Annotated in this window: 13 protein-coding genes; 9 read left to right on the plus strand and 4 right to left on the minus strand. The window is 36.1% G+C overall.

Translation table 11 applies throughout. The annotated features are described in order from the left end of the window. Positions 1–129: 129 nt before the first annotated feature. A complete protein-coding gene (locus tag RV17_RS04200; protein ID WP_082294005.1) occupies positions 130–1,284 on the plus strand; it encodes a class C sortase in 1,155 nt (384 codons plus the stop codon). 165 nt (positions 1,285–1,449) lie between these two features. Next, positions 1,450–2,964: a xylulokinase gene (xylB, locus tag RV17_RS04205; protein ID WP_067481427.1), complete on the plus strand. Its 1,515-nt coding sequence runs from the start codon at positions 1,450–1,452 to the stop codon at positions 2,962–2,964. A gap of 107 nt (positions 2,965–3,071) precedes the next feature. Here the strand turns inward: xylB and RV17_RS04210 are convergent, their stop codons facing one another. Continuing rightward, positions 3,072–3,545 carry a MerR family transcriptional regulator gene (locus tag RV17_RS04210; RefSeq protein WP_067481425.1) on the minus strand — a complete coding sequence of 158 codons (474 nt, stop codon included), beginning with the start codon at positions 3,543–3,545 and terminating at the stop codon, positions 3,072–3,074. A 138-nt stretch (positions 3,546–3,683) separates the two neighbouring features. On the opposite strand from RV17_RS04210, the gene RV17_RS04215 reads away from it, so the two are divergent. From RV17_RS04215 to RV17_RS04225, 3 genes are all read left to right on the plus strand, one after another. Then, entirely contained in the window at positions 3,684–5,162 is a 1,479-nt protein-coding gene (locus RV17_RS04215; RefSeq protein ID WP_067481423.1) for an MDR family MFS transporter, read from the plus strand. After that, complete coding sequence (locus RV17_RS04220) at positions 5,159–5,866, plus strand: DUF4811 domain-containing protein (RefSeq protein WP_067481421.1); 708 nt, start codon at positions 5,159–5,161, stop codon at positions 5,864–5,866. Before RV17_RS04215 ends, RV17_RS04220 begins: the two co-directional genes overlap by 4 nt. A 175-nt stretch (positions 5,867–6,041) precedes the next feature. Then, positions 6,042–6,338: a hypothetical protein gene (locus tag RV17_RS04225; protein ID WP_071868618.1), complete on the plus strand. Its 297-nt coding sequence runs from the start codon at positions 6,042–6,044 to the stop codon at positions 6,336–6,338. A 79-nt stretch (positions 6,339–6,417) separates the two neighbouring features. Here the strand turns inward: RV17_RS04225 and RV17_RS04230 are convergent, their stop codons facing one another. Continuing rightward, positions 6,418–8,754, minus strand: coding sequence for an ABC transporter ATP-binding protein/permease (locus RV17_RS04230; RefSeq protein ID WP_067481417.1), 2,337 nt, complete (start codon positions 8,752–8,754; stop codon positions 6,418–6,420). 142 nt (positions 8,755–8,896) lie between these two features. Here RV17_RS04230 and RV17_RS04235 point away from each other — a divergent pair, with 142 nt between their 5' ends. Together RV17_RS04235 and RV17_RS04240 are read left to right on the plus strand one after the other, a co-directional pair. Beyond that, positions 8,897–9,571: a response regulator transcription factor gene (locus RV17_RS04235; protein ID WP_067481415.1), complete on the plus strand. Its 675-nt coding sequence runs from the start codon at positions 8,897–8,899 to the stop codon at positions 9,569–9,571. Further along, positions 9,568–10,632 (plus strand): sensor histidine kinase, encoded by a 1,065-nt coding sequence (locus tag RV17_RS04240; RefSeq protein ID WP_071868619.1) that lies wholly within the window; start codon positions 9,568–9,570, stop codon positions 10,630–10,632. Before RV17_RS04235 ends, RV17_RS04240 begins: the two co-directional genes overlap by 4 nt. 242 nt (positions 10,633–10,874) lie before the next feature. Here the strand turns inward: RV17_RS04240 and RV17_RS04245 are convergent, their stop codons facing one another. Beyond that, a complete protein-coding gene (locus RV17_RS04245; protein ID WP_067481411.1) occupies positions 10,875–11,765 on the minus strand; it encodes a LysR family transcriptional regulator in 891 nt (296 codons plus the stop codon). Between the two features lie 156 nt (positions 11,766–11,921). Between RV17_RS04245 and RV17_RS04250 the strand changes: the two genes are divergently transcribed. Further along, positions 11,922–12,650: a DUF554 domain-containing protein gene (locus RV17_RS04250; RefSeq protein ID WP_067481408.1), complete on the plus strand. Its 729-nt coding sequence runs from the start codon at positions 11,922–11,924 to the stop codon at positions 12,648–12,650. A gap of 121 nt (positions 12,651–12,771) precedes the next feature. Next, positions 12,772–12,969: a hypothetical protein gene (locus tag RV17_RS04255; RefSeq protein ID WP_067481406.1), complete on the plus strand. Its 198-nt coding sequence runs from the start codon at positions 12,772–12,774 to the stop codon at positions 12,967–12,969. A gap of 307 nt (positions 12,970–13,276) precedes the next feature. On the opposite strand, the gene RV17_RS04260 is transcribed toward RV17_RS04255, so the two are convergent. Next, positions 13,277–14,206: a peptidylprolyl isomerase gene (locus RV17_RS04260; protein WP_071868632.1), complete on the minus strand. Its 930-nt coding sequence runs from the start codon at positions 14,204–14,206 to the stop codon at positions 13,277–13,279. Positions 14,207–14,281: the final 75 nt, after the last annotated feature.

The following is a 14,281-nucleotide window of genomic DNA, read 5'->3' on the forward strand; positions in this document are numbered from 1 at the left end:
GTTCTATGATAAAACCAATTGAAAATGGAGGCAAGAATTTCGAAAAGAAATTGAAACAACTGTCTATTGTTGAAAAAGGTTATTAACTATGTAATGATAAATGAAAAGGGTACCAAAGGAGGCGTGTGTATGAAAAATGAAAAGCCAACTCAAAGAAAACAAAATATAAAAAAGCTATTACTGAAAATAACGATGTTATTGTTGATTCTCGTTGGGTTGCTGATAGCCCTCTACCCTTTTTATGTTGATTCTTTGAATGGATTGATTGATCAAAAGAGAATTGAACAGGCGCAAAAGAAATCTGTCGAAGAAACGAATGCCTTACAACAAAAAATGACAGCGGAGAACGAACGTTTACAAAAAAACGGGCTCAATCCTGGTGCAGATCCTTTTAAAGATGAAAAAAAGGTAGAGAGCACGCAAGCCGAATTGATTGGCAGTATCAATATTCCTAAAATCAACATCAATTTGCCACTTTACGATGAAACAACTACTGATGTTTTAGAAATTGGTGCAGGAGTTTTACAGGGAACCTCTTTTCCTACCGGCGGGAAGTCAACACATTCGGTTATTTCCGCACATTCAGGCTTACCCAATCGCTTGTTTTTTACTGATTTAGAAGAATTAAAAATTGGTGATCAGTTTATCTTAACTGTCTTAGACAAAAAATTAGCTTATCAAGTCGATGCGATTGAAGTGGTAATGCCAGATGATACTTCGTCCTTAACGATTCAAGAAGGCAGAGATCTGGTTACATTGTTAACTTGTACACCTTATATGGTTAATTCCCATCGTTTATTAGTGACGGGGTACCGCATTCCTTACAACGAAGCAGTGCAGGCAACTGAATCAAAAGGAAATCAATGGCGAGTTTTACGGTATGTTTTGATTCTGGTTGGTGTGCTTGTTGCCACGTTAGCCTTAATTTATTTAGCTTATCGTTTGGTTTATCACCATCAATTGAGTAAAAAAATATTTGATTTTTCTTTTACTGTGCTTGATACGTCTGAGGCGCCAATAACAGAAACTACTTTTCGTTTAATGCAAAAAGGACGACTCGTTTTTAGAGAGGGAGAACCTGTTGAAGCAACGAGTGATCCATTTGGACGGGTAGAATTTAAGCAATTGCCAGGTGGACAATATCAATTAGTAGATGTCTCCCATAACGACAGCAGGATTAAGTTTGGTGTGAAAAAGAAGAAGGAATCAGCTATGTTATTCATTAGTAGAAGAAAAAGAGTTAAACAGTTAGCAATTGGTAAGCGAAAATTTATCGTCGAATAAAATCAAAATAAAAAGCTGGGACAAGTGATACACACATTATTTGTTCCAGCATTTTTTTGTAAAAAAATTTACTTTTTGACACACAAAAATAAAAAAAGACGTAACTACATGATGAAGGGGATCGAAAGTTGTCAGTTAGAGAGAATAAAGAATGGAGTGTTTTTGATGGAATATGTGGTAGGGATTGATTTAGGAACGAGTTCGTTAAAGGGAATTGTGACAAATAAAGCTGGCAAGGTAATCGCTTGTGCGAGTGAGCATTATTCCTTTTTTCAGAAGCAGACTGGTTGGAGTGAACAAAATTCAGATGATTGGTTCATTGCGTTACAAAAAGTGTTAAGGAAGTTTATAGCAGAAGTAGCAAATTTTAGCGAAAATCTAAAGGGAATAAGTTTTTCAGGACAAATGCACAGCTTAGTATTATTAGATGAAAAGAAGCAGGTATTGCGTCCAGCTATCTTGTGGAATGATGTTCGCACAAGCCGAGAATGTGAACAGATTAAGGACAAACTGGGGGAACAGCTTTTAGAAATTACGAAAAATCAAGTTCTGGAGGGATTCACCCTTCCAAAACTATTATGGGTAAAGAAAAATGAACCAGAAATCTGGTCGAGAGTTCGCCATATTTTATTACCAAAAGATTATCTTAGATATCGATTAACTGGAAAAATGCACATAGATTTTTCAGATGCAGCAGGAACCTTGTTACTGGATCTCGAACGACAAGTTTGGTCAGAAGAAGTGGCAAAAAGTTTTGGCATTCCATTCACATATTTTCCACCATTAGTCGAATCATTAAAGTGTGTTGGGACGTTGTTGCCCGAGTCTTTAGGCGATGTAAAGATTAGTCCAAAAGTAAAAGTTATGGCTGGCGCGGCGGACAACGCTTGTGCAGCGTTAAGTGCGGGGATTTTTTCCTCAGAAAAAGGCTTAGTAAGTATTGGTACGTCGGGCGTATTTTTGACTTGTGGAGAGGGGCAGGAACCAGTCACTGGGGAGCTTCATTGGTTCAATCATGCAGTTCCTGCTAGCTGTTATTTGATGGGTGTTACTTTAGCGGCAGGGTATAGTTTGCAGTGGATGAAACAGACGTTTGCTCAAGAGAAGAGCTTTCCAGAAGCTTTATCAGGAATTGAAAAGGTTTTGCCAGGAGCAAATGGGTTGCTCTTTACTCCATATATTGTTGGAGAAAGGGTACCTTATCCAGATGGACAAATTAGAGGGAGCTTTTTAGGGATTGATACGAAGCATACATTTCCACATTTTATGCGTGCGGTGATAGAAGGTGTTACTTTTTCCTTGAAAGATGTTCAGGTATTGCTTGAAAAAATGCTACGAAAAACGTTCACTGAAATTATTTCTGTGGGAGGAGGTGCTAAAAATAAAGAATGGGCACAGATTCAAGCGGATGTTTTTGATGCAGAAATTTTTGCCTTGGCTGTTGAAGAAGGACCAAGTATGGGTGCTGCAATGATTGCAGCAGTGGGTGTTGGTTGGTTTGACTCACTGGAAATTTGTGCAAAAAGCTTTGTGAGTTATCACAAAGTAGCGACACCAATTACCGAAAATGTTCGAACCTATCAAAAAATTTATTCGATTTATCAACAAGTTTATGGTCAGACAAAGGTGATAAGTCATGAATTGCGTGCATTTGACGATGAGAATGTGGAAGAAGAATAAAAAAGCAAAAAAAAAGAACCACTCACTTAATTGTGCTCAAAATAAATTGAGTTGAAGAAGAAAATGAGTGTTTCAAATTTTTGAAATTTATTTTGAGCGATCGAAGACTAAGCTTCTCTAATTAGTTCTTTAATGTCTACGTTTTCAGCTACAGGGACGATTTTGTACGTTAATTCATCTGTTTCATCATCATGGATAATATAAATTTGAGAGTCATCTTCTTTGAAATCCCCAAATGAAATCGCTGTATAACGTTGATCGAATAATTCGATTTCTTTGATACATTTTGAAAAAACTTTACGAACGTGATGCATTTTTTGAATATGAGCAGTTGCTTTTTCAACAGCTTTCGTCAAAGTATATCCTTCATCTAAGTATTGTTTGATAATTTCAACCTTAGCAACTGTAGGCAAACGATATTTTCTTGGCCCAGTGGAATCGGTTTCGACAGATTGAATAAAACCTTTCGTTTCCCAATAACGCAATTGACGTGGAGAAACACCAACAAGTTCACTAAGTTCACTAATACCAACAAGTAAATGATCATTTTTTAATAGTTCTTTGAGGTGGTTATAAATCATTTTTGTCACTCCTTTTGACCTTCTTCTTTCCTTAATTATACTTTTGTTGACTTTCGTGTCAAGCAGGTTGACAAATTATCTGATTAGGAATAAAGTATTCTAGTGATTTCGCAAAAATAATTAGAAAGAAGGAGACACATGAGTAAAAAACAGCCCGTAGATATTTACGGCAAACCATATAACCGCTCATTATTAGTGGTTGTTTTACTAATTGGTACCTTTTGTACCGTATTGAATCAAACGCTGTTGACAACAGCTTTTCCTACATTGATGAAAGCTTTTGATATTACAGCTTCCGATGTACAGTGGCTAACAACCGGATTCTTATTAGTGAATGGGATCATGATCCCAATTACAGCTTGGCTAATTAACAAGTTCAGCTCAAGAAGCTTATACCTTTCAGCGATGACTGTGTTTTTAATTGGAACGATTACTTGTTATATCGCACCTAACTTTTCAACATTGTTGATTGGTCGCTTAATCCAAGCTGCAGGTGTTGGTGTTTCAATGCCATTATTGCAAAATATTATGTTATCGATATTCCCGCCAGAAAAAAGAGGTTCGGCCATGGGGATGTCTGGAATTGTTATTGGACTTGCACCAGCATTAGGACCAACATTATCCGGTTATATCATTGATAATTACCAATGGCGTGATTTATTTGGAATGATTATTCCAATCGTTCTTTTGGTTTTAGTCTTGGCAATCTTCTTGATGAAGAGCGTAATTCCGTTATCTAATCCAAGTATTGATATACTTTCAGCAATCCTATCAACAATTGGATTTGGTAGCTTGCTTTATGGATTTTCTAGTGTAGGTAATGAAGGTTGGGGAAGTGTCCAAGTAATTGGTTTCTTGATTGTTGGGATAATTTTTATTATCTTATTCTCATTACGTCAGTTACGTCTAGAACATCCATTCTTAGAGCTTCGTGTCTTTAAATCAGCAACTTTCACCATTGCAGCCATTTTAGCTGGTGTAACGAACATGGCGATGGTTGGTGCTGAAATGGTTGTTCCATTATATATTCAAAATATTCGTGGAGAATCAGCCTTCCACTCAGGATTGATGCTACTTCCAGGTGCATTGATCATGGGAGCGATGATGCCAATCACAGGGATGATTTTTGATAAGCATGGTGCGAAACGCTTAGCTATCACGGGTATGTTTATTTTAACTGCTGCCACTGCACCATTTGCATTTTTAACAGAAACAACACCAATTGTTTATATCGTGATTTTATATGCGATTCGGATGTTTGGTATTTCAATGGTTATGATGCCAGTTACAACTTCAGGAATGAATGCTTTACCAAATAATTTGATTAGCCATGGTACGGCAGTTAATAATACATTCCGTCAAATTGCAAGTTCTATTGGGACAGCGATTTTGATTAGTGTCTTGACCAATGTTACAAAAGATAATTTACCTGACAAAGAAATATTAAAAGCAACACCGTTGGCTTATAAAGATCAAGCAATCAATGCAACTTTATCTGGGTATCATGCTGCGTTTGTTGTTGCGATTATTTTTGGAATCATTGGTTTTGTCATTGCTTTCTTCTTAAAGAAAAAAGAACCACTTAAAGAACTTTCAGTGAAGGGGGATCAAGCATGATAATTGGTGTTTTAATTATTAGTTTACTTGCCTTTGCTTTGGTTAATGTTTTTGCCAAAAAAGCATGGCAAACAGTCCTTTCATTAATCTTTGGTGCCGTTTTTGTTGGAGCTTTAGGATTGATTGTAGCGAATGTTTCTAACCATTTTGGAATGGAAAGAGTGACGGAAACAACAACGAAAAAAATTGTTTCTAGTGCTGATTCGGGTGCCAATCTGCTACTTTATAAAGAACTTGGTGATGGCACTGAAAAAATCTACTTGTATAAAACCAAAGACAGTCAGAAAAAACCAACAGCTACTGGAACAGACAATGTAACGAACAAAGTAGAAACAACCACTGGAGCTGCTGAAAAAGTCACAAAAACGACTTACTGGGTATACAAGAACGACCATTATAAATTTTGGTTTAATTTAGCAGATAATAATCACGAATTTGACAAACGCGTCAATACGTTTAAGTTACCAAAAGACTGGATTACTTTAAGTACAGATCAAGCAGAAAAATTAGCTAAACTTTCCAAAGAACGTCAAGGTACCATGGAAAGTGAAGCAAAAGCTTATGTTCAGGACGGCTTGAAACAAGCGATGATGAATAATCCACAAATGAATCAATCTGAGCAAGAAGCGCTAACCAAGAAATTGACAGCTGCTTATCAACAAGAAGCATTTGCCAAATTGATTCAAGAAGTGAAAGAAAAATAAATGACAAAAACAGTTGTTTGACCAACTGTTTGAAAAATAGGCTGGGACCTGTAAAGGTTCTAGTCTATTTTTTTGAGTGATTGTAGGAAGATTTCTAACGTGTTAAACTAGTGTGAGATAGCGCTTTCTTTTTTGCGGTGTGGGGGATATCTGAAAAAAGATTGGAGGAGTAGTAATGGAAGAACAGATACCGAAAGCAATCAAAGTGGAAAATGTAGCCAATATTTTGAAAGTAGATTTTGATAATGGTCAGACCAAATACCTAAAATCACACTGGGTTGAAGATCTCGGAGATGCTTTCAAACTAAACAGCAAAGGGGCACGTAAAAACCTTTTAGGAACAACGACAAATATGTGGATTGGGAGCAAAGCTGAAATTCAACCAGATGGAACGGTTGTGTTGAATGAAACCGATCGCTACACTGCAGAAGAACTTTGGCATAAGGGACAAGATAGTATTCCAAAGCTGTGAATAGTTGAAAAACAAATAAAAAAAGCAGTTGAAATCAGCGCTGATTTCAACTGCTTTTTTGGTTGTAAATATAAGTTGGTTATTCAGCACGTAAAGCAATAGCAGCATCTTTTTTAGCTGCCATACGAGCTGGAATGTGTCCGCCAAGCATTGTTAAAATAGTTGAAACAACTACTAAAATCAATGCGTGAACAGGGTTTAGTTGAGCAACATTTTTCAAATCAGTCATGCTATACAAGATACTGTTGATTGGGAATGTAGCTAACCAAGCAATCAAGATTCCTAAAATACCAGAAGAAATCCCTAAGATACAAGTTTCGGCATCAAAGACTCGAGTAATATCTTTTTTACGAGCACCCAGGGCTTTTAACACACCGATTTCTTTTGTTCGTTCAATTACTGAAGTATAGGTGATGATACTAATCATAATCATGCTTGTAACCAATGAAATTCCTGCAAAAGCGACTAATACATAAGTGATGGCATCCATCAATCCGCCAGTTAATTCAGTCATCGTACCCGCAAGGTCAGAATAGATGATTTTATCTTCTTCTGATTTCCCTTTGTTGTAGTCATCTAGATAATTAAGAACTTTATCTTTGTCTTCAAAGTTATTTGGATAAATCATAATACTTGATGGTAAGCTGTCGCCACCAAGATAACTAATAAATGTTTCTTTGGCAGAGGCATCTAGTTTTTCAGTGGTCATCACATTTGTATCACTGTCTCGTTGTGCTTTAACGATTTCAGAATCCTTGTTATTGTTCACGATTTGTGTTGTTAGCTGGTCGCTGTAAGCAATACCTGGAGATAAAAGATTCATTGTTGAAGAAGATTTCACACGTAAAATACCCGCGATTTTTAATTCTTCTGTTGAGTCATTGTACATTTTTTCATAGTCAGAATTCGGAATAAATGTTCCAGTTGGCAATTGTGAGTAGTAATCATTGTTGTTCACTAGTTTTAATGTTGTGCCAATAATTTGATCAAAATCAAATTTTTGATCTTCTTTCACATCAAAACCAAGATTTTTAAGTGCGTTGATATTTGTATTATTGTTTCCATCAACGATCAGAACGACATCAGTTGCTGCACTTGGATAATTACCCGCAAGTAGGGAATAGTTGTCTTTTAAAAAGTTTCCTTTATCAGCTGCTAATTGTGTTGGGAAAGTTGAGACCCCAACGCCAGTCATGGAAGCCATCGTACTTGAGAAAGAAAGCCCATCGTTGTCAGGGTTCGCATTCGAGAAGCTTACTGGTTGAGCTTTTCCATCAATTTCACGAAGCAAATTAATTCCTGTTGAGCGAGTAAAACCAATGTTATTGCTTAGATCAGGATCAATATCATTTACATAATCGACGTATTTTTGATCAATTTTATTTGTGTGTTGAGCTTTATCTTCATCGCTAGTTTTTGCGGTGATTGTTTTTTTGTTTGGATAGTCAGCTTTACTTGCGCCAAGTGCGGCAGAGTTATTTGTTTGACTAGTTGTAACTTTTGAAATCGTAATTGGGAATTTTGACATTGTTTCTGATTGTGTACTATCAATTTGTTTTTGGAAGCCAGTAGACAAGGCTAAGACGATCGCAATCCCAATAATCCCAATACTTGATGCAAAAGAGGTCAAAAATGTTCGCCCTTTTTTTGTTCGGATATTATTGAAAGAAAGTTTTAGGGCTGTCCAAAAACTCATTTTTGTTCGGCGCAAATTGAATTGATCATTTTTTGGTCGCTCAATATGTGGATGAGAGTCTGCCAAAATTTTTCCATCTGAAAATTCAATGATTCGATCAGCGTATTGATTAGCTAGTTCAGGGTTGTGTGTGACCATGATGACTAATTTTTCTTTAGAAAGTTCTCGAATCAATTCCATAATTTGGATACTTGTTTCGGTATCTAGCGCCCCAGTTGGTTCATCACATAATAAAATATCAGGATTATTTGCTAAAGCACGGGCAATTGCTACACGTTGCATTTGACCACCAGAAAGTTGATTTGGTTTTTTGTGCATGTGGGCAGAAAGGCCAACGCGAACCAAAGCATCTTCTGCTTTTTTTCGTTTTTCTTCTTTAGGAACGCCACTTAAAGTCATCCCAAGTTCGACATTTTCAATAATTCCTAAATGTCCAATCAAGTTATAACTTTGGAAAACAAAACCAATCGAATTGTTACGGTAGGCATCCCAGTCACTATCTTTGAAATCTTTTGTTGATTTTCCGTTGATTACCATGTCGCCTGAATCATAATTATCTAATCCACCGATAACGTTCAACATAGTCGTTTTTCCAGAACCACTTGGACCGAGAATCGCGACGAATTCTTTTTGTCTAAAAGCAACGGAAACGCCGTCTAATGCTTTAGTTGTCGTTTCACCAACTTTATAATACTTTTTAATATCTTTTAGTTGTAGCATCTTCATCCTTCTCTCATTAAAAATATTCTGTATAATAACAACTATAACAGAATGATAGTAGAAGTATAATGAATGAATGTTAACTGAATATGAACTGAGTGAAACATTCAAGAAATTTTTTAGAAAAATGAGGAAAAGCGTAATGAACCGACTTTTAGTTGTTGAAGACGATGAAAATTTACAATTATTGTATCAATCGGTGTTAAAACGAGCTGGATTTTCTGTGATCCTCGCATTTAATGGCGAAGATGCGCTGAGAAAACTTGAAAATAATCATGTTGATTTGATTATTACCGATGTGATGATGCCAGCGATGGATGGCTATACACTATTGGATACTTTACGAGGAAGTAATATTGAAACGCCTGTATTAATTATTACTGCAAAGCATGCCTTTGAGGATAAGAAACGTGGGTTTCATTTGGGTGCAGATGATTACATGACGAAACCAGTGGATGTCAATGAAATGGTTTTGCGGGTAGAGGCTTTATTACGTCGAGCAAAAATCAATCATAGTCAACGTCTGATAATTGGCGAGACTTGTTTAGACCAAGAAACATACGAGGTGACATGCAAAGAGGATGCAATGATTTTACCGCAGAAAGAATTTTTATTATTGTATAAATTGTTATCCTATCCTAATAAAATCTTTACGCGCCAACAACTAATGGATGAGATTTGGGGGATTGACACGAATACGGAGGAACGAACGATCGATGTTCATGTGAAACGTTTGCGTACGCGTTTTGAGAACAACCAAGATTTTCAAATTGTGACGATTCGTGGACTCGGATATAAGGCGGTTATCAAAAAATGAAGAAAAAAATATTTTCTCAGCTCTGGATTTATTTTGCATTGATTGTCTTTTTGTCTATTTTAGTGACACTTGCTTGTTTTGTAGGATTGGTTTATTTACTGGCAAATCAACGCTCTTGGACACCGACAGAACGGCCAACGTTGTATCCAATCATGGTTTTAGCTGGCTTTAGTGCAGTAGTTGGTACAGGGATTTCTGCTTTTGTTGGTAGAGGGATCTTGTATCCGATTAGTGAACTACGAAAAAACATGAGCCAAGTAGCAAAGGGTGATTTTACAATTCAGATGAATGAACAACAAAAAGTAGCAGAAGTTCAGCAATTGTATCAAGATTTTAATGTGATGGTACAAGAATTAAATAGTATCGAAACTTTACGTAATGATTTTGTTTCCAATGTTTCACATGAATTCAAGACGCCTTTGTCAACCATTCAAGGATATGTCCAATTATTACAAAATCCTGACCTCTCAGGTGAGGAACGACAGGTATTTTTACAACGAATCATTGAAGGAATCACGCAACTTTCGCAATTAACAGAAAATGTTTTGAAATTAAATAAGCTAGAAAACCAACATACATTGATGGAGAAAAAAGAATTTCGTTTGGACGAACAAATTCGAGAAGTGATTTTATTTTTACAACCAAAATGGGAAAAGGAACAGTTGCAGTTGGATATCCAAATGGAAAAAGTGAAGTATTTTGGAAATGAAGAACTCTTGTATCAAGTTTGGCTAAATATTATGGATAATGCTATCAAATATAATCTTCCTACTGGCAAAATTTCAGTAAAACTAGCGCAAACAAAGGAAGAAGTCGTGCTAGAAGTGACAGATTCTGGGATTGGAATGAATGAAGGAACTGTGACAAAAATTTTTGATAAGTTCTATCAAGGTGATACGAGCCATCAAAATGCAGGGAATGGTTTGGGTCTTTCACTAGTAAAGAAAATTTTAGAATTGCATCAGGGTCGGATTGATTATAGCAGTATTGAAAATGTGGGGACAACGGTGATGATACGTTTGGAGAATACCGAGAAAAAGGTTGTGGCGCAAAGCGTTTAGCTTCAAGTAATAAGAATGCTTTTCTAAAAATAGCTCTCTCTATTTTTATGAAAAGAGGATTTATTGCCAAAGGAACTACTTTGGCAACACAGAAGGTTGTGGCACAAAATGCTTAGCTCCGAACAGATAGCGCACATGGTACAAAAGAGTTAACCAAAAAAGCTCCTCATGATTTTTTATATCAGAGAAGCGAAGAAAAGATACATTATTTTATACAGTTTCTTAGAAGTTGAACAAGAAAGTTAACTTCTAAGAAGCTGTATATTTTGTTTTAAGTATTTCCAAAACGTATTTGAGGCTAAAGAATGTTCACCTTGTTTTCTAGCAAATGCCAGAAAACTTTCTCTGTTTGGTGTGATGGGAACAAGTATTGTATCTTCCTTTAATAGATAATTAACCGTTTTTTCCATCACAATCGAGATGCCCATATCGTTTGCAATCATGTTGAGAATCAAGTCCATTCGAGAACCGTTATAGACAATGTTAGGCTCAAACCCAACTTCGTGGCAAAGATCAATTACGGGCTGATAAAGATTGGTCTGTTGTCCGAGTAATAAAAAGGATTCGTCTTTTAGTTCGCGCAAATTTAATTTTTTAGCTTGTGCTAAAGGATGATGAGCTGGAAGTACGGCAACAAAATAATCTTTTTCGGTTGGAAGCCATTCAAAGTTTGCCGGCGGCTCATGAAAATTTCGACCAAAAATAATTGAGTCAGTTTGCTCAGTTGAATAATAGGGGACTTCTGCACTTTCAACCTCTTTAAGTTGAATTGAAAATTCTGGATGAAGTTTCAAAAATTGGGTGATGTGACGAAAGCCAGCATAATGAGTCATAGTAGGTATGGTTAAAATGCTTAAAGAAAGATTTTGCTTTTTTGTATGCGTTTCTAGTACATCGTTCATCTCTTGATATTGTTCGACAATTTTTTTTGCATATGGTAGAAGGAGTTTAGCGGCTTCAGTTAACTCGATTTTTCGATGTGTACGATCAAAGAGTTGAACGTCCAGTTCTTTTTCTAAAGCAATGATTTGTTTGGAAATGGTTCCTTGTGTCGTGAAAAGGTGTTCTGCTGTTTTAGTAAAGCTTAATGTTTTTGCTAGATCAAGAAAGACAACAAGTTTTTGAATATTCAAGGAATCCTCTCCTAACTATTCCGTTTACGAATACTTTAACATGAAATTTGAATTGGTTGAATAAAAAAACTTTGATAGACTAAAAAATGCAGCGAAAAGGAACGCTTTGTTGATAAAAGGTAAATGAAGAGCGTTAAAGTCGAAGGGAGTTTTTTTATGCCAACTGGAGTATTGATCAACGTCGGAACAGTCTTTTTTGGCGGACTGTTTGGAGGTTTTTTAGGAGAGAAGCTAAGTAATCGATTTAAAACACAATTGATGATGGTATTTGGTGTCTGTTCAATGGGAATGGGAATTTATTCGATGGGTCCGATGAAAAATATGCCACCTGTCATTTTTGCTTTAGTGATTGGGACAGTGATTGGGCTAGTCATTCATCTGGGCAAGCGAATCGATCAAGGTGCAAATCTGATGCAAAAGCCAATTTCAAAGTTATTTCCTAGTGAAAATTTGGGTTTGTCTCATGAAGAGTTCATTAACACGTTAGTCACGGTGATTGTATTGTTTTGTGCAAGTGGGATGGGGATTTACGGAAGTATTGATTCAGGAATGACCGGAGATAATACAATTTTGATTTCAAAATCAGTTTTAGATTTTTTTACAGCAACGATTTTTGCTTGTAATTTAGGATTTGTAGTTTCCGTCGTTGCAATACCACAATTTATTATTTTTTATGCTTTGTTTTTATTAGCAAAATTCATTTTCCCGATGACCACGCCAGCAATGATTTTGGATTTCAAGGCTTGCGGTGGCTTCTTGATGCTTGCGACGGGTTTTCGAATGATCCATGTCAAGATGTTTCCAGTTGCTGATATGATTCCAGCGATGATTGTAGTGATGCCACTTAGTTGGTTGTGGACGAATATCATTTTGCCACTGCTCTAAAATCTAAAATCAATAAACAATTACAGTAAGAGAGCGCAACTATAACAAATCTAACTTATTTTAAAGTTAAGTGTCCTCAATTCTACACACATCCTATCAGATGAAACTAGAGTTTGTGCCGGTGGCTAGCCAATCAAAAGTGAGAAGAAGCAAAGGTGCGTATTTCCTTGATTCAGAGAAAGGAAATACTTTTTTACCAGTTGAATCAGCTTTAGAGCTAATCGTCGGTTTTTGTGTATTCATCGCGACAATCATTTTTTGGCATCTTAGCTTGGCTAACCAAAATAAAAAAGGAACCAGTCCTCAACCGCGAACATAGAGTGGCTGATTATTTTTTTATTGCTGAACTTGTTGCTGTCTTACATAGTGTTATTGAAGGCCGCGATAAAGGTAGTTATTTCCAAGAAATAAGAAGGACTATCCGAAAAGAGTTTCACCCATTTTTGAGCTGGTTTGAGTTATTTCCGAAGGAGTTGCTCTGAGAATAACGTTTATTCGTAAAAAGGGTCGTGACATAAATTCTGTCACGATCCTTTTTTACAAGAAATCTTTAGTTGAAAAACTAAAAGTAATTGTTTTCAGTGCGTTGTTGTATACGGAAATCAATTCTTGAATGTTAAGACTGTTTATTTTTTTGTAGCTGTTGTTTCTTCTTTATCAGGTACTTCTTTTGTGAATGACTGTAAGCTATTTTCAAAGTCTTCATCTTTAATTTTGACATTAGCATTTTTTAACTCTTTGCTGATTGTTGCTTTGATAAATTCAGGATCAGCTAATTTAGCTTTTGTTCCGATTTCTTTTAACTCATCTAAATAGTGGCTTTTGTCAGTTCCTTTGTCTTGATTTTTAAGCATTTTAACAAGGTAATATTCTTTCGCCATTGTTTTTGGATTAGTTGCCGTAATTAGATTTGAGACTTCACCGTCTTTTAACTTGAAGCTTGCATCCTTTACTTCGTTTGCAATCGTTTCGGTTCCGGAGTCAAAGGTCTTTTTTCCTTCATCGTTTTTTACATTTGGTTCTATGGATTTTTCTTTTGCTAATTCAGAAAAATATCCGTCAGCAGCTAAAGCCTTTTTCACTTCGTTGGCATCCGTTTCACTACGTAACTGAATAAGTTGCGTTTTTACTTCTGGATGGAAGGACGCCCACAATTTTTGTAGATCCTCATCTTTTAGTTCGACATTTTTTTCTAGTCCTTTTTTGTATGCCAATTGTTGTCTAATTTCTTCTTTAAATGTTTTCTCAGTAAAGCCAGCTTGCTTTAGCTGTGCTTCAAAATAGTCACCTAAAATGTCTTTTGTTTTATCAAATTCAGCGTCAATTTCTTTGGTAGATAAGGTAGCCCCATACTTATTGTCGAAGATTTGATAAACAACTAACTGCTGAACAGCTGCATCAGCTCCTTGAATTTTTTTTAAATGATTAAAAATGTCTTTTTCTGAGATAGTTCCACCTTTGAAACTAATAGCCGTTTGGTTTTCGGGATTCGCTGTGCAGGCAGCCAAGAAGAACAGGCTGATGAAGATAGGTAGGAATGAGCTTGTTTTTTTCACGGAATAATGTCCTCCAAATTTTTTAGTGAAGGCAGGAAGTGAATTAGGAACTAGAGAATAATTCATTTTTTATGC

Origin of the sequence: Enterococcus thailandicus (assembly GCF_001886265.1) — a bacterium.
Classification (GTDB): domain Bacteria; phylum Bacillota; class Bacilli; order Lactobacillales; family Enterococcaceae; genus Enterococcus_B; species Enterococcus_B thailandicus.

Excerpts from the sequence above, each read along its gene's own strand:
- xylB (WP_067481427.1), top strand. The coding sequence starts at position 1,450 with ATGGAATATGTGGTAGGGATTGATTTAGGAACGAGTTCGTTAAAGGGA.
- RV17_RS04200 (WP_082294005.1), top strand. The coding sequence starts at position 130 with ATGAAAAATGAAAAGCCAACTCAAAGAAAACAAAATATAAAAAAGCTA.
- RV17_RS04220 (WP_067481421.1), top strand. The coding sequence starts at position 5,159 with ATGATAATTGGTGTTTTAATTATTAGTTTACTTGCCTTTGCTTTGGTT.
- RV17_RS04215 (WP_067481423.1), top strand. The coding sequence starts at position 3,684 with ATGAGTAAAAAACAGCCCGTAGATATTTACGGCAAACCATATAACCGC.
- RV17_RS04225 (WP_071868618.1), top strand. The coding sequence starts at position 6,042 with ATGGAAGAACAGATACCGAAAGCAATCAAAGTGGAAAATGTAGCCAAT.
- RV17_RS04230 (WP_067481417.1), bottom strand. The coding sequence starts at position 8,754 with ATGCTACAACTAAAAGATATTAAAAAGTATTATAAAGTTGGTGAAACG.
- RV17_RS04210 (WP_067481425.1), bottom strand. The coding sequence starts at position 3,545 with ATGATTTATAACCACCTCAAAGAACTATTAAAAAATGATCATTTACTT.
- RV17_RS04240 (WP_071868619.1), top strand. The coding sequence starts at position 9,568 with ATGAAGAAAAAAATATTTTCTCAGCTCTGGATTTATTTTGCATTGATT.
- RV17_RS04250 (WP_067481408.1), top strand. The coding sequence starts at position 11,922 with ATGCCAACTGGAGTATTGATCAACGTCGGAACAGTCTTTTTTGGCGGA.
- RV17_RS04235 (WP_067481415.1), top strand. The coding sequence starts at position 8,897 with ATGAACCGACTTTTAGTTGTTGAAGACGATGAAAATTTACAATTATTG.